Here is a 20,385-nt window from a genome sequence, read left to right on the forward strand (position 1 = left end):
ATCAGAAAAATTATTTAAAAGTTATTTTAGCGCCATTATTAGGATTAACGTTTCTAAGTGGGTGTTCTGTAGGCCAAACAGAATTTAATTGTTCGGGGGGATAATAACGCTCTGTGTGGTTCATCGAGAACGATATATGAAGCAGCCGATGGAGAATTGCAAACCAATGAAGTGATTACGGTTAGTACATGAGCGGTGAAGCTAAACAAGTGACATTAGATGAATTTAGAGGGATAGGAAAAAACAAAGAAACATTTTCAGATGAGAAGAGCGTTAATAGCGTTAAGCCTAATAATCCTACGTTAGAAAAGAACACTAGCAACAAAATAAAATTCAGTGTGCCCCTCAATTTGCATTTGATGGAAACGTTATTAGAGAAGCAACAAAAGTTATGCGCATTTGGATAGCTCCTTGGACTGATAAATCAGATGATTTGTACTTATCAAGTTTAATTTATACGGATATTGAGAATAGAAAGTGGAATATTTTGAATGTATCAGAAAAAAATTCGAAATCTTTTGTAAAACCGCATTTAGGAAATGTTGAATCGGATGTTAAAACTAATGGAGAAGTAAATTTAAATGGAATGGAGGTGCGCGACAAAGAAATCATAGAAAGACGTTTTGAATCATTGCCTAAGCGTCAACCATAGCGTTTTCATAAAGAAGTTAAACATAGAAACTGGTTTTAACTAACCAAAAAATTTTAAATAAAATGGAGAAAAAATGAAATTTTTACAACTAGATGAACAAGGGAAACAAGACCTAAAAAATAACGCTTTATTTTTTACTGGGTTACTTGTGTTAAGTGTGATCATGGCAAGCATGGCTCATGCTGGTACTGATGCAACTTTTGATGCATGGGTTGATCAGTTAACAGAGTGGGTTGAAGGTTCTTTGGGTAAAGGTGTTTCTATTGCGTTTGTCGTGATCGGAATAATTATGGGGATTGCATCACAAACACTAAAAGCTGTTGCAATCGGTGTTGGTTGTGCATTAGGTCTTAACTTCACCCCTACTGTTATTGACGGTATGTTCACCGCTATCTTGTAATTAAAGGAGAAGCTAATGAAATTATTAAATAATGTAGCTGGTATAACTTTGTTAGCTTTCTCTTTCGTTTCGCCATTGGCAATTGCTGCTGGTGAAACGCCAGAACAAATGTTTAAAGAGCTGAGTGCAAAAGCATCGAAAGCAAAGCAATTTGAAAATTCAAACTCAGTAGTACTATTCGAAAAAAAGAAGCTATTGTGATTTTAGATAACCCAAGGTGGGTTATCAAAGGTCAACTTTACGATATGTTTCAAAACACTGCGCTTTCAAGTAGTACCGATTTGATTGAAGCAGAGACTAAAATACCATTTAATAAATTAAAAATAGATACAGTCAATATATTTGGCTTTACTGCCAATCCCACAAAACCAAAAGAACTTATTGTTTTTATTGATCCATTTTTGGATATTTCTTCAAATGCAATTGATGTTATCAATGCAGCAACAAACCAATACAGAGTTAGATATATTCTTACGCCTTTCACGCAATCTTCAGTTAAAAGATTATTTGCTTTTTCATGCGTTATCAAAGGTGAAAAATCCAGTCAAATTATAAAAAGAATTAAATATAAAAGTTTCGGTTCAACAAGTGGTGTGTGTGATCAGGATTTGATATCGAAAACCTACGGGGTATCTGCTTTCTTAAAACTAAAAAAATCCCCAACTTTAATAGCCTCTAATGACGTTGCAAGTCATGGCCTACCTCAGTCAATAGTGGCTTTTTTAGCAAGAAACATGGAGTAGCTAATGTTTAACCATAACGAAGATGAAGCGAGCCGATTGTTCAGACCTTTAGCATTTTGCGATGAAACAAATATTTTTGTAAACGATGATGTAACTGCTGGTTTTAGTTACTTATGTACGCCTATTTGTGGGTGGGATACTAAAACGCTAAGTGCGATTGGTTTGTTATTAAAAGAATATATGCCACCTGATTCTATGGTCAGTTTTTCTTTTTGGCAGTCCTGATATTAAAGACTATTTACATCAATCTGATTCAATGCGAAGAGAATGTAAAGACGAAGAAATGAAAAGAATTCATAACGTTGCATTAGGTCACTTGTGGGGGGGACTTCTACCCCTATTGAAATGAACCAGCGAACATTAGTTCGTGATATACAACTAATGATTACTTTTAAAATGCCAGTCAAATCAGTTGTGGTTGATGATGATGAAATAGAAGATATTTTAAAAATAAAACAAGCATTCGGCATGTATTTGGGTAATGCTCATTTTAATCAAATTGAAATGACTGATGAAATGTTATTAAACATTTTTCACTCTTTAATTCATTGGGGTGATGATGCTATTTGGCGTAAAAATAGAAAAATAGAGGTAGACGAAAACAGACCTTTAAATGAACAGTTCATTCAAGAAGATACAACCATAGTAAAAAATAAAAGTGGCGTAACGTTTGAGTACAACGATAAAGAAACTCATTGCAAAATGTTGACTGCTCATAAATTCCCTAAAAGCACAAGAATAGGAACCGCTTTTCAATGGTTCGCAGATCCTTTTAACGGGGATGGGTTCTTAACTCAAAACTTTTTAATTACTGTTAATTTGCAATACCCTGATCAGAAGTCAGCTAAAGAAAAAGTGACTACAAAACACAATAATTACATTAGACAAAGCCTGAAAGGTCTGAGTAGATTTGCACCAAAAATAAAAATAATGCGTGGTGAACTAGAAGATCTAACAAAAGATTTTGGTGAATATAAGTTAGTCAAATTGAGCTTGAATGCTTGTGTCTTTGCTAATAGTGAGCGTGAGGCTGAAAACGGCTTAACAACTCTTCATAGCATGATGGACAACTGCGGAACAACGATGATAAGAGAAAATAGTTTTTCTATCCCATCTTTCATTAATAACCTGCCATTTGGTGCGTGTAATGAAGCGGCTAAAAGGTCAATGCGATATTACACAATGTCAACAAAACACGCTATGCCAATGCTGCCAATTTTCAGTGATTGGAAAGGAACAGGTACGCCTCAAATGCAGTTTGTTAGTAGAGCTGGTCAAATTATGAACTTTGACTTGTTCGACTCTGAAACAAACTACAACACTACAATTTTCGCAGAATCAGGGTCGGGTAAGTCATATCTTGCTAATGAAATTATCAGAAGTTACTTATCTACTAATGACAAGATTTGGGCTATTGATGCTGGGGAGAGCTACAAAAAATTATCCAATTCATTCAAAGGTAACTTTATCGCTTTTAACGAAAATAGCGAAATGTCTATGAACCCTTTTACAATGATTGATGATCAAGATCCTAATGCGTTTAGTGAAGCTGTAACAATGCTATCAGGGTTAATCGTAGCAATGGCTTTTAGTAACGATAAAGTGTCAGATTTACAATATAAGGTGATTGAAGAAATAATCGGCAAAGTATGGTTTGAAAAAGGTTGCTCATCGAAAATTGATGATGTGGCCGACTTATTGAAAAAAGATGATGATAGACGAATTAGGGATGTTGGTAGACAGCTATTTTCTTTTACAGCTAAGGGCCAATATGGAAAATATTTTGATAAGCCTCATAACGTTACTTTTTCTGGTGATTTTAACGTGCTTGAATTGGATGGATTATCAGAAAACCCCGATCTTCAGGCTGTTGTCCTCTATATCTTAATTGTTCAAATACAACAGGCCATGTATCACGATTTTAAAATTGATAGGAACATAAAACGTATTGTTTTGATCGATGAAGCTTGGGATCTGCTTGGTAACTCGCCAGCGGTAACAGTCTTTATCGAGCGTGGATTTAGACGTTTTAGAAAATACAATGGGGCTGGTGTTGTAATTAGCCAATCGCCATTTGATATGCAGTCTACTTCTGCTGGTCGCGCGATAATGGAAAATGCGGCAAATTCTTTAATCCTCAAACAAAAAGATAGCACTATCACAAGCGCTGAAAAAGATAATTTATTGTCTGTTCCCGATGCAGGTTATCGCCTTCTCAAAAAAGTTAAGACCGTGAAAGGCCATTATTCAGAAATATTCTTCAACTGCCAAGATTCAGGGATGGGTATTGGTAGGTTGATTGTTGATCCTAACCGCATGTTGATGTATTCAACAAGCGCCAAGGATAATGCGTTACTGGATAAGTATGCCAATTTAGGATATGGGCTTAACGATTCGTTAATTAAAGCGTGTGAAGAGCGTAGGTTAATAAGATACCCATTAGAACGACCTAATTTTTTAGATCAGAACGTCAAGAAAATGATTAAACAAAATAACATTACAGCTATTTTTGGTTGTACAAAGTTAGATGAAAAAAATCTTTTCAAGGCAATAGAAGAAGGAAACCTGCTAGATGATGATGGCGAAATATTAGATAAGAAAAATGAATTAGATAAAGCAGATTTTGTTGCTTAGATAATCGCATTAGGGATTAAAAGTTGAATAAGAGTAAAGAAAGAATACCTCCATTGCAATTTGCAGCTAAAGCCGTGTGGTTAATTGTGTTTATGGTTGGGACTTATAGTTTATTGAAGTCATTCGTTAGTGAAAATTATTCGATCATGATTGATACACAAGATATTCGCTGCATTCCTGAGTATTCGGTTTACTTTCAACTTAAAAAAGTTGACGCAATAAAAAGAGATCAAATCTATGTTTTTAAAGCGATGGGGTTAGAGCCTTTTTTTGAAGATGGTGCAACGATGGGTAAATACGTTGTAGGTATCGAGGGCGATATTGTGACCATTAATAAAAAAGGTGTTTTTATTAATGGAACATTAAAAACAACAGGGCTGATGCTGGCAGAAAAATTGGGAGAAACTAAGGAAAGTTTTTATAAAACATACGAAATACCAAAAGATAAGTTTTTCTTTATGGGAACAGCACCAAGATCATACGATTCTCGTTATTGGGGGTTAGCAGATATTTCACAAGTAAGAGGGGAGGCAATACCGTTATGGTAAAGGCAACTATAAAGTTATTGTTATTGGGCAGCTTATCTTTTAATTGTTATGCGAATGATGATTTCAGTGAAGCAATAAAAAGAGGAGGCGGCTTTAGGTGCTGGTTTTATTGACTCTCTAATTAATCAAAATAAAGCAATGCAAAATGAAGATGGTGGGATGATGAGTTCCGCTTTAACGCCAATAAATGATGCTAATTCAGAACAATTCCCTCTACTTATAGCGATCAAATATCCTACAAAATTCTTATTTCTTCGGCTATGGATGAAGAACAAATACAAAGGTTATTTAGCGCATATAAAAATAGAGGTGATGTGAGCTTTTATATTAGGGGTTGTTGCCTGAAGAGAAAACAATTACTGATGCGGCCCTTAGAGTATATAAGCTTGTTGAAGAATATTCAGAGAATGTGCCTAATGTTTTTTTAGATCCTACTCCTTTTGATGAAGTTGGTGCAAAAGTAGCGCCAATGATTTTAGCTTACCAAGGGAAAGAGATTGTTAGTTTTGCTACTGGCCTTACAAATACTCGTTACATGTACGAGCAGTTAGAAAAGAACAATGTAGGTGATTTGGGTAGTTTTGGGAATACTATTTTAATCAGCGAAAGAAGTCTAACTGAGATTTTAAAAGAACGATTTGGAAAAGTTGGATACAGATAAAATTATAGCTGATGCCAAAGCTAACTATTGGCCTAATGTTGATTTCTTACAGCTCCTCGAAGCGACTGAAACAAGAGAAAGGTTTTTTACGCCAATGTTGACATTAGGTGCTGATGTAATCGCTCAAGAGGGGGTTGTTATCGCTAGAAAAGGTGACTCGTTTAATACTTTTGAACGACTGCCGTTCACGATGAGAATTGTTGTATTTGATGCGACAAATGAAAATCACATTGAATTTGTTAAGTCGCTACCTAAAAGCAATTTACGAACAAAACTAATAACGACTAAATACGATAGAAAAAAGAATGGAATGCAATTAAGGACGTTGAGAAAAAATTAAATAGCCAAGTGTTCATGCTAAATAAAGATATTCTAAACGCTTTTGACTTGCGAGCTATTCCATCAATTGTTGTTGCCGATAACAAAGAAAAGCATTTTGTTATTAGTGAGTTTGATACAAGGGAATCGCATGAATAAATTAATATTAGTCGCTTTATTATCTTTGATTAATTTTAATGTTTTGGCTGAAGATGAGGTTGATATTGGAGAGTGTCAAGACGCTGGTGTTTTAACAGGACAAATAATAACTGATACCCCTTGGGAGTCTATGTATCCAATTAGGCTACTAGGCACAAATGTTAGCCCAACAGGTAGCGGTGCGCCAGATGAGGCTACAAGCGATATAGTTTGTTCTTGCGAGGATGATTTAGGCATTTATATTCCTGGTTTACGCAATCAATGTATGAGCCAGCAAGACTTGTTGAGCTGGTAAGAGAACCCGATTGTATGATGTCATTAGGCGGTGCAGAAATGAATATGACCGATGGCCGTCAACGAGGCACTACAGGGGCCAATGAGCAGCAAGGAGGGGCACAAGCGGCTTTTTGGCACTACCATTACTTTGCATACCCTTTGTTAATGATGTTGGAAATGCTTTCGCCTAATCGATGTGGTGATGGATATTTAAGTATGGACTTGCTTTATTTTTCTGAAGTTGATCCCACTTGGTCTGATGAAGAACTAGCGTTTTTTGCTAACCCTGAGTCTGTTATTTTTGGAAACCCTATTTCTGTTGCAGCGTGTCTTGCTGATGGAGCTGCTGCTACTGTAGGTAAGCCTATAAATTCATTATTTTGGTGTGCTGGGGCTTGGGGAGGGATGTATCCATTTTCAGGCTACGCTACAGGTAAAGTTCACTTGCAACTAAAACCAGTTTACTTGCAACTCGCTCTGTAGCTGCGCTACATAGAAGATTATTAGCTAGAAAAACAATGGGCGATGATGCTCTTTGTTCTGCTGAGTTGTTCCTACCATTCCCAAAACACAATACAAAATGAACATGATGTATCCCGTAGCCGAAACTCAAGAGGCACATGAAATAGGTGAGCCTGCTTTTTTATGGGGAGAGTGGAGGAACATACCGACTAAAGAGGATGCTGTATATATGTTGTGGAGGTGGAATGACTGTTGTTTCATGCTTTAGGTTTTCACTAATTTATCTCGTTTTTTTATCTTTTTCAGCAAAGTCTTTTTGCTTTGATGAAGCTGGTTTTTACTACGATATAAACCCAAGCTTACTAAAAGCTATTGCATATACAGAATCAAGATTGAAACCAGATGCAGTTAATAAAGCAAATTCTAATGGCACTGTAGACTATGGATTAATGCAAATTAATAGTTGGTGGTTTGAAACATTGGCCGATTTAGGAATTAGTAAAAGTGATGTTATTAATGATCCATGCATAAATGTTTTTGTTGGTGCTTGGATTTTAGCTCAAAATTTTAAATCACATGGTGAGGGATGGCTTGCCATAGGTGGTTACAACGCTGGTTTTTCTAAAACAAAAAATAAGGTTAGGGCTAGAGATAAATATATCAGTCTTGTTAGAAAGAACTTTGAGCAAATAATGAAGAGGGACATATGAAAGTATTTTTATTATTAACAACATTAGTTTTTTGGGTGGTTGTACTAGCCACAAAAACTATTGCGGTACACCATCAAATTTTGTTTATGAAGCGTTAAAAACAAATAATTAAAAAATCTATCAATCAGATAAAGAAGGAAATTTAACATGCCAAAAATTACAAAACGAAAATATTCTCGTCCTGTTCTTAGTAAAACATTAAGTATGCATTCAGAAGCTTCAATATTAGCTCTTGATCAATACATTACGCGCACAATGAGCAGCCTTTATGCCCTTGATGTGATTCTGTTTTATATCGGGGATGATAGTGTTGCTGAAGTCGCTAATGAAAAAGTACAAGGAATCTTCCAAGAAAAAATTAAATTGTTCAATGAAAACATTGCCAAATATAACAAAACGATGGAAGAAAATGAGTTTGAGCGAGTCAGCTACACAATGAGCAAAGAGAAAGAGTTTAAAATTTATAGTCCTCTTGCTTCTACTTACTTAAATATGATGGGGAAATTTGAGCTTGTAACTAATCTAATTGATTCAATTTGGTTAGGTGGGGAAATGACTTCTCGCGTAAGAAAAGACCGTGTTGTTAAACTTAGTATTCACATGCGTAATATTTCACAGCAAATAAGTAATATTGCTAAAAATGCTATGACATTAGCAAAATCAACAGGCAATAATAGAAGCAGCAATAGAAACAATGAAAGAATTAAAAATTGATGCTGAGATTGTAAATGACAATGATGACAAAAACATTGTAGACAAAAAAACTAACTCTAAAAACCAAGGCTGATAAAAAAGAAGAGGTAAAAGAAAAAGAGCTTGAAGAAGCTTGAGTAATTGGCAAACGGTATAGGGAGGTTTAAATGATATTAAAAGACTACTTGAGTTCATGGCTAGCTAGAATAATTAGCATGTTATTAACAATTACTACGCAAACATTATTTATGACTATGGCTTTTGCAGATACGCTTTATCAGCAGCAACTCGCTGAAGCAACTCAAGGGGTTGATGATATATATTCAAACTTTCCTTATACATCAGTTAATACAACTGGTGATATTGTATTAGATGGAGAGGTTATCTTTAGCGCTGAAGATGCAACAGGGCAGAAAGATAACACTTATTTAGCAACAGATACTTCAAACGCCTATGGTAGTGATGCAAACACTATTATTGCAGGTGAAACGGTTCAAGGTATTTATGATAATAAAGATCCTGAAACTGATAGTGAAATGGCTTACGACTTATTAAAGAAAACTTTCTCAACCCAACGACCAGATTTAAGTAATGATCCAATTTGGGATCAAACTGATAACGTATTTGAAAACCTATCTGAAATTGCAAAAGACTTCACAGAATGCCGTATAGATAAAGAAGTTATATCTGACGGAGTTACTTATCATATTCCAAGTTACGAAAGATGCGAGAAACTACCCATTCAATCGAAAAGTGTTACCGTGGCTCATTCTTATGAGGCAGGGGTGATAAAGCATGAATCAGGGCCATTTAATATTGCATCGTGCGGTGATGGATGCATAAACGTTTGGATTGGTACGATAGGAAATAATTATTGGACTGGCTCATGTACTATTTATGAAGAAGAAGTGGTATTAGAGATAATTCAACCGAACGCCATTACTTTTGCAGAATTGAAGTATTCATACTTTGATGATTATCATCAAGTTTTAATAAATGGAGAGTTGGTTTATAACGGGCCGAACGGTGAATTTCCTCCCGAAATTGGAACTAAATGTGATTTAGAAAGAACTTGGGCAAAATCACCTCAAATCGATGTTACTAGTCGTTTGAAGGAGGTTGAAAGCGGTAGTACGGTTGACTTTAAAACAAGAACATCAGTCGGGGAGAAGGCGAAGGGTATAGTTTATTTGAAATAGAATATGATCCTGATAGCTTAATTTATAATGACGAGTGGACAACCCCTGAAAACATTCTTGAAATTATTGATATCCAAAGCAAGTTGGAAGAGGGGTGTGTACTGGATCAGTAACATGTGGAGATATGCCTGATTTAGATGAAAACGGCTGTACCACGATAAATGGATTTAATGTTTGTGAAGATGATTTTGATGCATCGCCTATTGAGGGTATCAGCCCTTTTTGTAGGCGTGTTGATGCAGATTTTGACTGTGCATTCAACGAAGGCGAAATATGTACAACCAATATGGATGGGGAAGAAACTTGTTTTCAAAATGAAACTATTGACACGAATACTTGTGAAGCTTTAGAACAATCAGAAACGTGTAGTTATGTAGGAACAGAGTGCGTTGAAGGTGCAATGTCGGATGCTGGTACTTGTTATGTTCAGACTGATACTTATGACTGCGGTTATGATGCAACATCAGGAACTGAGTCAGTTCAAGAAGTATTAATATGTGATGGAGAAATACAATGTGTCGGTGAAAGCTGTTATTCACCACAAAGGGATGAACCCAATTCTAGTTTTGCTGAAGCAAATGCTTATCTGCAAATTTTACAATATGCGCAAAATGATTTCACTTGTGAAAATATTCCAGAAGAAAGCTACTCAGAAGAGAATACGCCTGATAGATATTACCCAACAGTTACTTGTCCTACAGGGTTTGATTACAACAGCGCGAGCAACACTTGTTTACAGCAAGTAGGGGAATGTTCTTTCGACCAAGATAATTACTATGCAGTTAGTAGCAGATCAGGGGCTCAGATAGTTAGTGAAGGTTCAACTATCTTTGAAAACAGTGCAATTACTTATTGTACACCTATTGATATTGGGGGTTACACTTATACATGTGGTGAAACCCTACAAAAAGTAGCGAATGATGAGTTTAGTGAAATTTGTAAAAACACATCAGCAACGGCCATTGCTTCAAGTTGTGTTACCGACACGCATTTATTGAAAGATGGTATTTGTGAAGTTCCACCTACTAGTTTATGCCCGTCAGGTTATGTTTTAACAGAGGGTGATGATCCGTGGTCTACAGATGATGATATTTGCTCTTAAATGCAGAAGTTAGTTATGAGTGTACTAACGAATCAGAAATATATAACCCTGAAACGGGTATTTGTGAAGGGTTTGTAAGCTCTTCTCCAACCTGCGAATCAGGATACACTCGCTAATGGTGTTTGTCAACAAACTGGTTCTCAAGATGCAATCTATACCTGTCCAGATATTTACGTTCCTTACGATACTAAATACTGTCAAAGATATACAAACGGAGAAGCATCAACACAAACTTGTGTTGTAGATGAGTCTGTTGATTTTCCTGCTGATTGCTTAATTCACAATGGATATGAGGTTGAATGGCAATTAAAAATAACAGGTAATACTTGCTCACCAATACTGTGAATACTATGAGCTATCAACTGGTATTTACGGAACTCATGAAGAACCGGCATTTGTTGAGTACAGTTGTAGGGATGATCAAGTTGATATAGATGGATTCTGTTATGAAAGTACAATTATTGATGCAGATGTTAGTTGTGCGAGTGGTTATACGGAGATAGACGGGCAGTGCTACAACACATCTACATCATCACCGATCTGCAGAAGATGGACAGTCCCTTAATTCTGCAACGGGTTTATGTGAGGCTAGCTATGCCTCTCAACCAATTATTACTTGCTCAAATTCAAGTTTAACCTATAACCCTGACACAGAAACTTGTGAAGAAGAAGTTGCAGCAGAAATTTCTTGTGTTGATGATTATCCAGTGTGGAACGCAGATCGAAAATAGATGCACATCGGAATCCGCATCGCCATTGGCTAAAGAAAACAATGAAAATGAAAGAAAAATACTTGATGGGGTTTTAGCTCAATTTGGGATGTTTTTCGATTCAATAGTTCCAAAGGCATTTGCAAGTGATATGGACTCAAATATGGAGGTTAATGAGCTATTTACTGATTATATTGGTGAGCAATTTATTGCAATAAAAGATGAGCAAGAAGAATATGGCGATGATATGGAAGATCAAATGTCTAAGCTTTACAAGCGCAATAGCGAGGTCTGTATCAACAACCTCAAGTACAGTTAGTGATGGTGTTGCCGATGGCTCAACAGATATAGATGAGTCTGAATATACAGAAGATGCACCCGAAGAATCTGTTCAATCAGGTGATGTTACTTCTAGAACTTTTTCAAGGCACAGCTCAAACATGTAAAATTGCGGTTGGGGGGATGCAAAATTGTTGTGAGAACCCTGTAACGGTTTCATTAGGTGATTACATTGCTCTAACTCAAAAAATGGTCACGATGGATGCGGTTACGGCACAGCTCGGCCTTATCGATGGTTATAACGGTGCTTGGAATACAGCTTCAGATTATGTTTATGATGCCGCTGAGTATGTCGGTGATGCTTGGACTACTGCGTGGAGCAGCCCCGCTGACGTAGCGCAAAGTGCTTCTTCTGTGAGTGGTGAGGCGGCAGATGGCGTAGTAAGTCAAGCAATGAGTGAGTTTACCCAACAAGTAATGTCTACTACCAATCAATTTTTAATAGATAACTTTGGTTCTGAAGTTGCAAACGTGTTTTTTGAAACAACTGTAACGGAAGGGGTAGCAACAGTAGGGCCATCAGCAGCGATGAATGCAGCAGGAACCGCGCTTATGTATGTATATTATGCATACCTAGCCTATGTTGTTTTTACATTAGTTGTAGGGATTATTTATGCTTGTGAAGATGAAGAGCTAGACTTGGCAATGAAAAGGGATTTGCTTTCAACCCATTATTTGGGTACTTACTGCGCTCAAGAGGTGTTTGGAGTATGTATTGAAAAATTAGAATCTCATTGTGTTTTTGACTCGCCTATGTCAAGAATAATGATGGAACAGGTATATATGCAACCTCAAATGGGCTTAGATTGGGGGACTGCTAAAAACCCTAATTGTCACGGACTAGCACTAGAGGATGTTTCAAAAGTGAATTGGGATGATGTTGATCTTGATGAGTGGATAGGTATTTTAATTTCTACAGGCAATTTTGTTGATCAAAGTGAGATTGACGTAGAAACATTAACTGGCTTAGGTTCATATATGACTAACGGATTAGATAGAGATAATGTTATAGAGTCTAATATAATTAGGTCAGAAGATTATGATGCTGACGAAATAAGCCGTGATGCTTATGAAGAAATGTGGGAAGAGTATCAAACACCAGTTGAGTAGTTTATAGCTCCATAGTTATATTGAAAGAATATTATATTTTCAAAATATTATATTTTTAAAATATAACTTTGGAGTTTTTTTTTGCCCTGTAATCTAGTAAGTATAAGTTAATTAATTAAAAGGATTTTTTATGAAATACCAAAAAACGTTGTTACCTTTTGCCGCTATCCTACTAGCAGCTTGCTCATCTAAGCCTTATGAGCCTTTACCTATTGTTGAGTTTGATAATGAAAAGTCTATAGCGATGAATATTGCTAACCAAACAGACCTGACTAAAGATTATGAAAGAGGGATGGAGACTTATAAATCACCTTTACGCGATCTAAGCATAAAAGAAATTGAAGATAATAAAGCAAATTTTAAAGATGCTGTTAGCGCGAGTTCTGCAATGAAAGCAGTTGGTGTATTTCGGTTATTAACAGGTGATATTGGAGGGTTAGGTAGTGTAGGGATGGGGTATATTAATGATATGTCCAGATCTAAACATTATGCCAAAAGTCCACGATGGATTGCAGTAGAAAGTGTTTCTAAATACCCAAATAGCCTTGATGCGACAATTGCTATACAAGAAAAAATCACTCAAGCAATCATTGAAACATTTGGTGAGTACGGGGTTGAAATAGAGCAAATTGAAAAATCTAATGGCTACACTGATCATGTTGCTTTATATAATGGCATTAGATTTCAAGCTGGGTTCGGAGGCAATAAAGCGATGCTAACAAACGAAAGCTTTTATAGCGATACGTTAAGAATACAGGCAACAAGTTTAAATAAAGAAGATGTATCTGGTTTGAGTTATACATTAGGTTTAAACAATACTACTAAAGGCTTTATTGTGCTTGGCGTTAGTAAGCATATTTTCTATGAAGGTTCTGATCTTGGTATTGATGATTTTACTTATGATATTTATATGGAAAAGTTAACTAGAAAGCTAGGAGGTAACTATTATTATTATGAGCCTAACTATACTGCATATCGCGATATTAACGGGAAAAAATACACAATAACAAATGACCATACACCTAAAATATACACTAACGGCAAGCGTTACGATTTTGTTGAGGTAGTAAAATGATCCCTTTCATTGATCATTATTTTGATGAAATACTAAGGGTTATCGGTGGGGTTTTTCTGTTTTTTTATATTTTTCAATATTTAATCAGTACTGCTTCAGCTAAAGGCTACGCTTCAGCAGGAACATTGCTTACCAAAGCAGAACTTAACTTCTTTACTCAGCTAAAAAGGCACATACCTAATTCCTTTGTTATAAATTCTAAAGTAAGACTTGCTGATATTGTTTTGCCAAAAAAGGGCAAGTTAGAATTGCTTCATAAAGTACAAGCAAAGCATGTTGATTTTGTTTTAACTGAACTTTCTACTAGCAAAATAATATGTGCGATTGAACTAGATGATAGCAGCCATCTTTCTACGTCTGCTTTTAAAAGAGACAGTGAAAAAAATAATGCTTTAAAGCAAGCTGGCATTAAGCTATTTAGAATCAAATGCGCTCGTAAATACAATGTTAGTTACTTCAATGAAATAACAAGTTTGTTAGTTGATGATATAAAGAATGATGGTGCTGACATAGATACGCTGCCTAATGATAAATGTCCTCGATGCAATGAAAGCACTCTGGAAAGAACAATTATGGGATGGCCGAACAAAGGGAAAACATTTAAATCTTGCTCAAATTGCTCTTATCGAACAGAGCCAAGTTAAGCTTATGCGCAGCAAAAAAGTTCTTTTAACAGTTAACTCATTGTCAAAATAAAACAACCAGGCACATAACCTCTCATTTTTGGACGGCTGATACAAAGATAGTAATGGCCCTAATAGATAATAAAGCTATTATAAACATGGTGTCTGTTTTTTTAAAAAAACAGTCATTCAATAGGCTGTTCAAAAATCGATGAAGATTTTCTTTATTACATAATCACAAAAAGGGTAAATAAAAATGTCAATCTTGCAAACTGAAGTGGATTTAGAAATTCTAGTTGTAACACCTTGCTGTCAACGTATAGTTGGAACATCCGAGCTTGGTATGAATTACTCTATTGAATCTGGTACGCATGAAATAGAGTGCCCTAAATGCCTTAAATCCTTCACGTTAAACATTAATGAGCCTTATTAATGCTGATCATGACTTAATTTAAACCATCGGAAATATAAGTTTAAAAATAGCTCAATCACTTTAATCTCCCCCTCTGGTTGGCGCTTTTGAATGTTATGTGAATCTTAATTACTTCTAAAGCCCCATCTAAAACACTGTGAATTATTTTAATATTCTTTTATTTTAATATTCTTTTATTTTAATATTCTTTTATTTTAATATTTTTAATATTCTATTATTTTAATATTTCACTCGTCTGTGTGCTTCTTAAATATAAACTTTGTTGGCAATTGTGCTGTAGATTTTAAAATTGAATCACCAACCTTAAATACCTTATGGTCTTTAAGGTTGGTGATAAGTAGCACTACCCAATGAACCGTTTTAAATCAATAACTTACATTAAAAGTGATGTTATTACTCAACCTGCTTTAAACGACAAGTTTTTACGCTTATTTGGAGGGTTTTATTGATAAGTTACACTGTAACGTTTTTTTTGCTTATTTTCGTTACAGTGTAACGTATTTAGTTTGGATATTTATTTTTTACGTTACACTGTAACGGTAAAGAGTTATTTAAAGCTTTAACTCAATATTAATTAAGATGGCCGTGTTAATAAAATTATTTACATTGGCTTAAATTGCACAGTTACACTGTAACGTTTTTATAAAGGGGAATTGGTTATGTGTGAAAATATTTCTTATATATTAAATAAACATGCTCACTATTTTACTGTTCATGGTGATATTAATTATAATCAGCTAATTGATTGTGAGTCGTTTTATTGCCTACCTGCTCTTTTATTAGCAGCAGCCAACATATCTGATATTGATTTAGATGATGCAGCAAACAATATTCACTCATTTACTTTTGATGAAAAAAATAATCATTGGGTAATAACAGACGGGAACAGTAATTGTTTGCCTGTTATAACAGAAAGTATCGAACAATTTCTTAGTGATTGGCAATTGTAATCTATAAATTTATCTTCAAATTAGCAATAGGTTGGTTCTATATGGTACAGAAAGTAATGGCTTCTGGCATCAAGTACAACAGAGCGGTTGATGCATGTAATGAGCTTGATATCAGTCCAGCAACGTTGCAAAGCAGGCTTAACTCAAAGACTAAAAAATGGCGTGATTGGTATCGCATTAAAGACAAAGAGGAAGAAAAAAGGCGCAAAAGAAAAAGGCCAATATAAGCATAAACGGGCTTTCATTCGACTTAAACACGGCAATAACGGAACTATGCATTTTAAAGATTAAGGAAGATAGGATTTTAGAGTATAAGATGAAAAGAAGCGTATTTGATGATCGAGTTGTAGAAAAAATAAATGCAAAAATAATCATTAACTCAACTAGGTACATTGATTTAAGTGATGCAATAGCCGAGCTATGCACTATAAGAATGATGCTAGCTGAAGAATAGTCAATATTAAATTAATGAATCGTTACAGTGTAACGATTTGAGTTATGCTAAAATGTTTCAACTGAACAATAAAGTTATTAAAGTGAGGGTGAATGAACATCAAAGATAGAATAATTGCAAACGCTTCAGTATGGCTAGCGATGGCTGAAAAGGGAGAAATAACATACAAGGAAGTTTACTTAATGGTTAACGCCTTTGAGCTTGGTATAAGTGAACTAGCTGAAGTAATAGAAAATCCTAGCTTGGGTTCTGAAGCTTACCAACAAATATCTATTGTTAATCTTCATATACGGAATAAAAGTGGCTGCTCGTTTAGCATCCCTACTACCGATGATGAACAAGCAATCGATCATGAAGAAATAAAAATAAGATCGGCAATAAACTTTACCTCTCATAACGTGGATATATTTTCAGGAACCTAACTCATCGTCCAACAAGAACATTTAAGAAACGAATAAAACACAGTGCCAATAAAACAATAACCGCCCCCGTTACATAAAAACAACCAGGAACCAAATATTATGGCTAAAACTAATTCTCTAAATGAAAATATTGAACATCAAATATCGTGGGTTGAAAAGAAAATAAACAATGTAGAAAGCTTAATGGATAAAGATCCAATATTTTATAATTTTAACTCGGCTGTTAGATGCTTCAATAAATTAACTGAAGAAACTCCTTTTATTGGTGAGCAGGATTTTATTCATTTTCGTGATACATACATAACCAAGTCAGGTATCAGAAAGCTTAGAACAACATTAAGGGTTTATAAGGCTAGACAAAAAGATGGTTATGATTTACAAGTTTCGGTATCTAAAAAAGCGAGGGGTAGGTTAGAGAAAGTATGTGTAGAAGCTGGCAACATTAGTAAAAATGAACTGGTAGACACGCTACTTTCTAACTTGGATATCGATACGTTTAATGAAATTAAAAAAACATACCGTTACACTGTAACGGTATGTTTATGATTTATATATTTCAACGTCCAATTTTACTGGAAAGTTAACCATTTTTTTAATGAAAACTTAAAGTTAGGTTTAGGTTTTTGTGGCAAAACATTATGGATAGAAGCCTCGCTATTTAAAACAATAAAGCCATACTTTACAACTTCAGGCTCAACATTTTGATCTAAACTATAAAGTCTAGCTCGATATTGCTTACCTGTAGGCTTTCTTATCTGTAATTCTTTAGCATCAAGTACATCAATAAGCTCTGTTGCGAGTGCTGTTATAAAATACTTAGGTTGCTCCCCATCAGTTTTCTTTTCAGTTAACTTACTGCTTTTTAAACCAAACTTAGTCAATTGTTCAATTAAATTTTCAGCAAAAGATAGGGTTATATTTTCTTTTAGTAGGACTACTTTATCGGGTGAAACTGCCCCTTTTTTATAGAAACGGATGAATAAGCATTGTTAACCGATAAATTAATTTGACGAATTCTTTCTCTAAATAGAGGGAAACGAATTGGGTATTTAATGCTCACATTATCAATAGGTTTATTGTCTATTTCTAGTTGAGTTATAAATGCAATCGCATAAGCATCTTTAAGCGCATTTATGCGCTCTAATACTTCCCTTTCAGATTCTTTGCTATTCACCATGCATATATGACGGATATGTTTTGGTGGCTTGTTAAATGAATCATCGTTAGATGATTTCATTTCTTTGATATGAAAGCAGCCCTTTGAATTCGTTTGAGTGAATTGTTTGGGTGTTTTTGTTCACCCAAGAATAAAAGTCTTTTTCCAAAGAAAAAATAAATGCCAGTAATGTTTAGTTTTAACTGATCTTTTATGTTTCACTTCAACCCCGTACACTAGTTTTATAATAGATATTATAGCTATTAACTTATAATTGTTATTATAAAACAATATCGAGAATTTTACATTATTTGACAGTATTTATGCTGATTAGCAATTTTGGAAATAAGGAAGTAAGCCATATAATTTTAGGCAGTTAAAAAAAGGTGACTAAATGAAACGCTCAAATAACAGAATTGATGCAAAACTAAATATAAGCAAGGTATTTGGCGACATTTCTGTAAAAAAACGAAAAGAGCCCAGCTTGCCGCCTAAGAACTCGAAAGAAGCGAATAAAATACTTGATGAGCTTTGGGAGATTAGCCCTGTGCTTAGTTTGTGCAGTCAAATGCAGTCTTTAACTGGACTTAGGTATAGTGATGCGGCTTGGTTAAGGTTTGATGATTTTGATGCCCCAAATGGAAAAGATTATGTAGATACCTTTTTAGTTATTCAACAGAAAGTATTTAACATGCTATCTCATAATAGGTATAAAGGTTCTGATTACTCTGAGTCAGAAGCAATAAAAAGTAGTACTGTTAAGGTTTATGTTAATAAAGAAATTATAGAAGTAGTGGAAGAATGCAAAAGATTGAACCCAAATGGCGAATATTTATTTTCGAATAAAAGAAGTGGCTTTGTAAACGGTGAAGGTGAAAAAGTTGAAAGGCCAATGAGTATTAACTCTGCTTCGGAACATCATGCAAAAGTAGCTAATAAATTAAAGCTAAATTATCCGCTGGGAACTCATAGTTGGAGAAAATATTTTGCAAAATTATTGCTGGAAAGGGGCGCTAGTATTGTCGATATTAGAGATTTATTAGGTCACTTATCGGTTAATAGTACAAACACTTATCTACTTACATTTGATGAAAAGTTAAAGAATATCGTTAAAGAAATAAGTTTAAGAGAGGGAATATGACAGAGGAACTTCAAAGTAAGTTATTAAAGCTAATTGAATATGCTAATAAACTGGATATTAAGATTTGTGGTGCAGCTACAGATGTGGGGCAAAAAAGTAACAGCGATTTTTTAATATTTGATAATGCTAGCTTAATAGGTAGCGTTCAAAGTGAACCATTAAGCAATATTTGTATGTTAATTGGTAATCACGGAAATTTGAATAAATTCCTTTTAAATAAGGCAAAAGTCAATGAACAAGAAAAAATATTTTCCTCTTACCCACCAGTTTCACAAGAGATACACTAATAAAGGATAAAACATGAATGATAAGATGATGAAAAATATAACGATTGGGAATTTGTTCGCAAGCACTGTAGCGATCGGGTTGAGCCTATATGCTATATCAACAGTAAATGATGTTGAAAAAACAGAAAAGTGATTTTGATTCACTTAGCGCTCTGATTTCTTCAAATGCAGAAAATGGAGGTGCTAGCGACAAACAGTTAGGTGATTACCTAATGGATAATCCAGAGAAAATAATCAAATCATTAGCCAAATACCGATTTTTACAGGAACAAGAAAGCAATAAGGTTGCGAAAAATAAAGTTGAATCATTTAATGCAGCTTTATATGAAGATGAAACCGATCCAGTTCTTGGCAATCCAAAGGGAAAGCATGTTGTAGTAGAGTTTGTTGATAATAACTGCGGTTACTGTAAGGCGCTGGCCCCAACGTTAGAAGAGTTTGTTAGGATTGATCCTGAAGCAAAAGTAATCGTAAAAGAGTTTCCTATTTTTAAAACAAATCCAAGTTCAAGATATTCAGCTCTAATGGGGACTGCAATTTGGTTGGCTGATCCTAGTAAGTATGCTGATTTTCATCATAAAACAATGAAAACCCTCATTTAACTAATGAAGCCGTTGATCAATTTGTTAGAGATTCAGGGGTATCCAAAGAGAAAATTTCTGAATATATTGACCAAGCAGCAAGACAAGTAGAAAAAAATAGAACACTTGGCAATCAATTAGAGGTTACAGGTACACCAACAGTGTTTGTTAACAATGAACGTATGCATGGTGGGCTTACAGCTCAACAATTAGCTGCGATGTTTAAATAAACATTAAAAATTTGATTTCATAGTTTGGAGTTTAAAGTAGCTCTGATAACCTAAATATGTAGAGTGAAAACTTTATCTATTTAGGTTTTTTTATGCCTAATCAAAAATAGTTATATTTTATATGTAAATATGTTATTTTAATTACCAATAAAAATTAAGTGCCTTGTTTGTATTGCACTTGATTAATACAAAATTAGCCTCGCAACTCCGAAGTTTTTCGAGTTCACTAATACTCTCAGTTTTGAGAGTAGCGGTTTTAATATGCTGTCAGGAGAATCCTGAGTAGAGAAGCTTTGGTTAGCTTTTCGGAACGTACA

General features: G+C 34.8%; 30 protein-coding genes and 1 pseudogene. 29 read left to right on the top strand and 2 right to left on the bottom strand.

What is annotated here, in order from left to right; translation table 11 throughout:
- Positions 1–188 precede the first annotated feature (188 nt).
- From ACLKL2_RS20040 to ACLKL2_RS20160, 25 genes and pseudogenes are all read left to right on the top strand, one after another.
- A complete protein-coding gene (locus ACLKL2_RS20040) occupies positions 189–407 on the top strand; it encodes a hypothetical protein (protein WP_413694394.1) in 219 nt (72 codons plus the stop codon).
- A complete protein-coding gene (locus tag ACLKL2_RS20045; protein WP_413694395.1) occupies positions 392–652 on the top strand; it encodes a TraV family lipoprotein in 261 nt (86 codons plus the stop codon). The genes ACLKL2_RS20040 and ACLKL2_RS20045 overlap by 16 nt, the downstream gene beginning before the upstream one ends.
- A 73-nt stretch (positions 653–725) precedes the next feature.
- Positions 726–1,052: a TraA family conjugative transfer protein gene (gene traA / locus ACLKL2_RS20050; protein WP_413694396.1), complete on the top strand. Its 327-nt coding sequence runs from the start codon at positions 726–728 to the stop codon at positions 1,050–1,052.
- Positions 1,053–1,067: 15 nt separating this feature from the next.
- On the top strand, positions 1,068–1,253 hold the full coding sequence (locus ACLKL2_RS20055) for a hypothetical protein (RefSeq protein ID WP_413694397.1): 186 nt from the start codon (positions 1,068–1,070) through the stop codon (positions 1,251–1,253).
- On the top strand, positions 1,250–1,795 hold the full coding sequence (locus ACLKL2_RS20060) for a hypothetical protein (RefSeq protein WP_413694398.1): 546 nt from the start codon (positions 1,250–1,252) through the stop codon (positions 1,793–1,795). The genes ACLKL2_RS20055 and ACLKL2_RS20060 overlap by 4 nt, the downstream gene beginning before the upstream one ends.
- Before the next feature lie 3 nt (positions 1,796–1,798).
- Positions 1,799–3,046, top strand: a pseudogene (locus ACLKL2_RS20065) (TraC family protein); the annotation flags it as partial.
- Between the two features lie 30 nt (positions 3,047–3,076).
- Positions 3,077–4,429: an ATP-binding protein gene (locus tag ACLKL2_RS20070; RefSeq protein ID WP_413694478.1), complete on the top strand. Its 1,353-nt coding sequence runs from the start codon at positions 3,077–3,079 to the stop codon at positions 4,427–4,429.
- A 23-nt stretch (positions 4,430–4,452) separates the two neighbouring features.
- Entirely contained in the window at positions 4,453–4,977 is a 525-nt protein-coding gene (gene lepB / locus ACLKL2_RS20075) for a signal peptidase I (protein WP_413694399.1), read from the top strand.
- A gap of 337 nt (positions 4,978–5,314) precedes the next feature.
- Positions 5,315–5,638 (top strand): hypothetical protein, encoded by a 324-nt coding sequence (locus tag ACLKL2_RS20080; protein WP_413694400.1) that lies wholly within the window; start codon positions 5,315–5,317, stop codon positions 5,636–5,638.
- Positions 5,616–5,978, top strand: a complete 363-nt coding sequence (locus tag ACLKL2_RS20085; protein ID WP_413694401.1) for a hypothetical protein — start codon at positions 5,616–5,618, stop codon at positions 5,976–5,978. The genes ACLKL2_RS20080 and ACLKL2_RS20085 overlap by 23 nt, the downstream gene beginning before the upstream one ends.
- A 129-nt stretch (positions 5,979–6,107) precedes the next feature.
- A complete protein-coding gene (locus ACLKL2_RS20090; protein WP_413694402.1) occupies positions 6,108–6,410 on the top strand; it encodes a hypothetical protein in 303 nt (100 codons plus the stop codon).
- Between the two features lie 14 nt (positions 6,411–6,424).
- Positions 6,425–6,874, top strand: coding sequence for a TraU family protein (locus tag ACLKL2_RS20095; protein WP_413694403.1), 450 nt, complete (start codon positions 6,425–6,427; stop codon positions 6,872–6,874).
- Positions 6,875–6,980: 106 nt separating this feature from the next.
- Entirely contained in the window at positions 6,981–7,121 is a 141-nt protein-coding gene (locus ACLKL2_RS20100) for a TraU family protein (protein ID WP_413694479.1), read from the top strand.
- The gene (locus ACLKL2_RS20105) at positions 7,099–7,563 is read left to right on the top strand and encodes a lytic transglycosylase domain-containing protein (protein ID WP_413694404.1); all 465 of its coding nucleotides are present in this window, start codon (positions 7,099–7,101) and stop codon (positions 7,561–7,563) included. Before ACLKL2_RS20100 ends, ACLKL2_RS20105 begins: the two co-directional genes overlap by 23 nt.
- 147 nt (positions 7,564–7,710) lie before the next feature.
- Positions 7,711–8,277, top strand: coding sequence for a hypothetical protein (locus ACLKL2_RS20110; protein ID WP_413694405.1), 567 nt, complete (start codon positions 7,711–7,713; stop codon positions 8,275–8,277).
- A 146-nt stretch (positions 8,278–8,423) separates the two neighbouring features.
- On the top strand, positions 8,424–9,455 hold the full coding sequence (locus tag ACLKL2_RS20115) for a hypothetical protein (RefSeq protein ID WP_413694406.1): 1,032 nt from the start codon (positions 8,424–8,426) through the stop codon (positions 9,453–9,455).
- A gap of 124 nt (positions 9,456–9,579) precedes the next feature.
- A complete protein-coding gene (locus ACLKL2_RS20120) occupies positions 9,580–10,557 on the top strand; it encodes a hypothetical protein (protein WP_413694407.1) in 978 nt (325 codons plus the stop codon).
- Positions 10,558–11,313: 756 nt separating this feature from the next.
- Positions 11,314–11,586: a hypothetical protein gene (locus ACLKL2_RS20125; protein WP_413694408.1), complete on the top strand. Its 273-nt coding sequence runs from the start codon at positions 11,314–11,316 to the stop codon at positions 11,584–11,586.
- 143 nt (positions 11,587–11,729) lie between these two features.
- The gene (gene traN, locus ACLKL2_RS20130) at positions 11,730–12,716 is read left to right on the top strand and encodes a conjugal transfer protein TraN (RefSeq protein WP_413694409.1); all 987 of its coding nucleotides are present in this window, start codon (positions 11,730–11,732) and stop codon (positions 12,714–12,716) included.
- A 130-nt stretch (positions 12,717–12,846) separates the two neighbouring features.
- Positions 12,847–13,791, top strand: coding sequence for a hypothetical protein (locus ACLKL2_RS20135; protein ID WP_413694410.1), 945 nt, complete (start codon positions 12,847–12,849; stop codon positions 13,789–13,791).
- Positions 13,788–14,435, top strand: coding sequence for a DUF2726 domain-containing protein (locus tag ACLKL2_RS20140; RefSeq protein WP_413694411.1), 648 nt, complete (start codon positions 13,788–13,790; stop codon positions 14,433–14,435). The genes ACLKL2_RS20135 and ACLKL2_RS20140 overlap by 4 nt, the downstream gene beginning before the upstream one ends.
- A 1,071-nt stretch (positions 14,436–15,506) precedes the next feature.
- A complete protein-coding gene (locus ACLKL2_RS20145) occupies positions 15,507–15,797 on the top strand; it encodes a hypothetical protein (protein WP_413694412.1) in 291 nt (96 codons plus the stop codon).
- Positions 15,798–15,838: 41 nt separating this feature from the next.
- Entirely contained in the window at positions 15,839–16,024 is a 186-nt protein-coding gene (locus ACLKL2_RS20150) for a hypothetical protein (protein ID WP_413694413.1), read from the top strand.
- Between the two features lie 319 nt (positions 16,025–16,343).
- Positions 16,344–16,673 carry a hypothetical protein gene (locus ACLKL2_RS20155; protein WP_413694414.1) on the top strand — a complete coding sequence of 110 codons (330 nt, stop codon included), beginning with the start codon at positions 16,344–16,346 and terminating at the stop codon, positions 16,671–16,673.
- A 99-nt stretch (positions 16,674–16,772) separates the two neighbouring features.
- Positions 16,773–17,219, top strand: a complete 447-nt coding sequence (locus ACLKL2_RS20160) for a hypothetical protein (protein WP_413694415.1) — start codon at positions 16,773–16,775, stop codon at positions 17,217–17,219.
- A gap of 23 nt (positions 17,220–17,242) precedes the next feature.
- Here ACLKL2_RS20160 and ACLKL2_RS20165 read toward each other — a convergent pair whose 3' ends face one another.
- Positions 17,243–17,554, bottom strand: a complete 312-nt coding sequence (locus ACLKL2_RS20165) for a hypothetical protein (RefSeq protein WP_413694416.1) — start codon at positions 17,552–17,554, stop codon at positions 17,243–17,245.
- A 53-nt stretch (positions 17,555–17,607) separates the two neighbouring features.
- Entirely contained in the window at positions 17,608–17,910 is a 303-nt protein-coding gene (locus ACLKL2_RS20170; protein ID WP_413694417.1) for a hypothetical protein, read from the bottom strand.
- Between the two features lie 313 nt (positions 17,911–18,223).
- Between ACLKL2_RS20170 and ACLKL2_RS20175 the strand changes: the two genes are divergently transcribed.
- The 4 genes from ACLKL2_RS20175 (at position 18,224) to ACLKL2_RS20190 (ending at position 20,068) form a co-directional block, all read left to right on the top strand.
- On the top strand, positions 18,224–18,970 hold the full coding sequence (locus ACLKL2_RS20175; RefSeq protein WP_413694418.1) for a tyrosine-type recombinase/integrase: 747 nt from the start codon (positions 18,224–18,226) through the stop codon (positions 18,968–18,970).
- Complete coding sequence (locus tag ACLKL2_RS20180; RefSeq protein WP_413694419.1) at positions 18,967–19,257, top strand: hypothetical protein; 291 nt, start codon at positions 18,967–18,969, stop codon at positions 19,255–19,257. Before ACLKL2_RS20175 ends, ACLKL2_RS20180 begins: the two co-directional genes overlap by 4 nt.
- A gap of 107 nt (positions 19,258–19,364) precedes the next feature.
- On the top strand, positions 19,365–19,859 hold the full coding sequence (locus tag ACLKL2_RS20185) for a thioredoxin domain-containing protein (RefSeq protein WP_413694420.1): 495 nt from the start codon (positions 19,365–19,367) through the stop codon (positions 19,857–19,859).
- A 53-nt stretch (positions 19,860–19,912) separates the two neighbouring features.
- The gene (locus ACLKL2_RS20190) at positions 19,913–20,068 is read left to right on the top strand and encodes a DsbA family protein (RefSeq protein WP_413694480.1); all 156 of its coding nucleotides are present in this window, start codon (positions 19,913–19,915) and stop codon (positions 20,066–20,068) included.
- Positions 20,069–20,385 lie beyond the last annotated feature (317 nt).

Origin of the sequence: Psychromonas sp. KJ10-2 (assembly GCF_047323255.1) — a bacterium.
In the GTDB taxonomy this organism is placed as follows: domain Bacteria; phylum Pseudomonadota; class Gammaproteobacteria; order Enterobacterales; family Psychromonadaceae; genus Psychromonas.

Coding starts and splice junctions, on each gene's coding strand:
- ACLKL2_RS20140 (WP_413694411.1), top strand. CDS start 13,788: ATGATCCCTTTCATTGATCATTATTTTGATGAAATACTAAGGGTTATC.
- ACLKL2_RS20160 (WP_413694415.1), top strand. CDS start 16,773: ATGGCTAAAACTAATTCTCTAAATGAAAATATTGAACATCAAATATCG.
- ACLKL2_RS20040 (WP_413694394.1), top strand. CDS start 189: ATGAGCGGTGAAGCTAAACAAGTGACATTAGATGAATTTAGAGGGATA.
- ACLKL2_RS20180 (WP_413694419.1), top strand. CDS start 18,967: ATGACAGAGGAACTTCAAAGTAAGTTATTAAAGCTAATTGAATATGCT.
- ACLKL2_RS20070 (WP_413694478.1), top strand. CDS start 3,077: ATGAACTTTGACTTGTTCGACTCTGAAACAAACTACAACACTACAATT.
- ACLKL2_RS20090 (WP_413694402.1), top strand. CDS start 6,108: ATGAATAAATTAATATTAGTCGCTTTATTATCTTTGATTAATTTTAAT.
- ACLKL2_RS20145 (WP_413694412.1), top strand. CDS start 15,507: ATGTGTGAAAATATTTCTTATATATTAAATAAACATGCTCACTATTTT.
- ACLKL2_RS20120 (WP_413694407.1), top strand. CDS start 9,580: ATGCCTGATTTAGATGAAAACGGCTGTACCACGATAAATGGATTTAAT.
- ACLKL2_RS20185 (WP_413694420.1), top strand. CDS start 19,365: ATGATGTTGAAAAAACAGAAAAGTGATTTTGATTCACTTAGCGCTCTG.
- ACLKL2_RS20150 (WP_413694413.1), top strand. CDS start 15,839: ATGGTACAGAAAGTAATGGCTTCTGGCATCAAGTACAACAGAGCGGTT.
- ACLKL2_RS20175 (WP_413694418.1), top strand. CDS start 18,224: ATGAAACGCTCAAATAACAGAATTGATGCAAAACTAAATATAAGCAAG.
- ACLKL2_RS20105 (WP_413694404.1), top strand. CDS start 7,099: ATGACTGTTGTTTCATGCTTTAGGTTTTCACTAATTTATCTCGTTTTT.
- ACLKL2_RS20115 (WP_413694406.1), top strand. CDS start 8,424: ATGATATTAAAAGACTACTTGAGTTCATGGCTAGCTAGAATAATTAGC.
- ACLKL2_RS20100 (WP_413694479.1), top strand. CDS start 6,981: ATGTATCCCGTAGCCGAAACTCAAGAGGCACATGAAATAGGTGAGCCT.
- ACLKL2_RS20170 (WP_413694417.1), bottom strand. CDS start 17,910: ATGAAATCATCTAACGATGATTCATTTAACAAGCCACCAAAACATATC.
- ACLKL2_RS20045 (WP_413694395.1), top strand. CDS start 392: ATGCGCATTTGGATAGCTCCTTGGACTGATAAATCAGATGATTTGTAC.
- traN (WP_413694409.1), top strand. CDS start 11,730: ATGCAAAATTGTTGTGAGAACCCTGTAACGGTTTCATTAGGTGATTAC.
- ACLKL2_RS20155 (WP_413694414.1), top strand. CDS start 16,344: ATGAACATCAAAGATAGAATAATTGCAAACGCTTCAGTATGGCTAGCG.
- ACLKL2_RS20055 (WP_413694397.1), top strand. CDS start 1,068: ATGAAATTATTAAATAATGTAGCTGGTATAACTTTGTTAGCTTTCTCT.
- traA (WP_413694396.1), top strand. CDS start 726: ATGAAATTTTTACAACTAGATGAACAAGGGAAACAAGACCTAAAAAAT.
- ACLKL2_RS20135 (WP_413694410.1), top strand. CDS start 12,847: ATGAAATACCAAAAAACGTTGTTACCTTTTGCCGCTATCCTACTAGCA.
- ACLKL2_RS20095 (WP_413694403.1), top strand. CDS start 6,425: ATGATGTCATTAGGCGGTGCAGAAATGAATATGACCGATGGCCGTCAA.
- ACLKL2_RS20110 (WP_413694405.1), top strand. CDS start 7,711: ATGCCAAAAATTACAAAACGAAAATATTCTCGTCCTGTTCTTAGTAAA.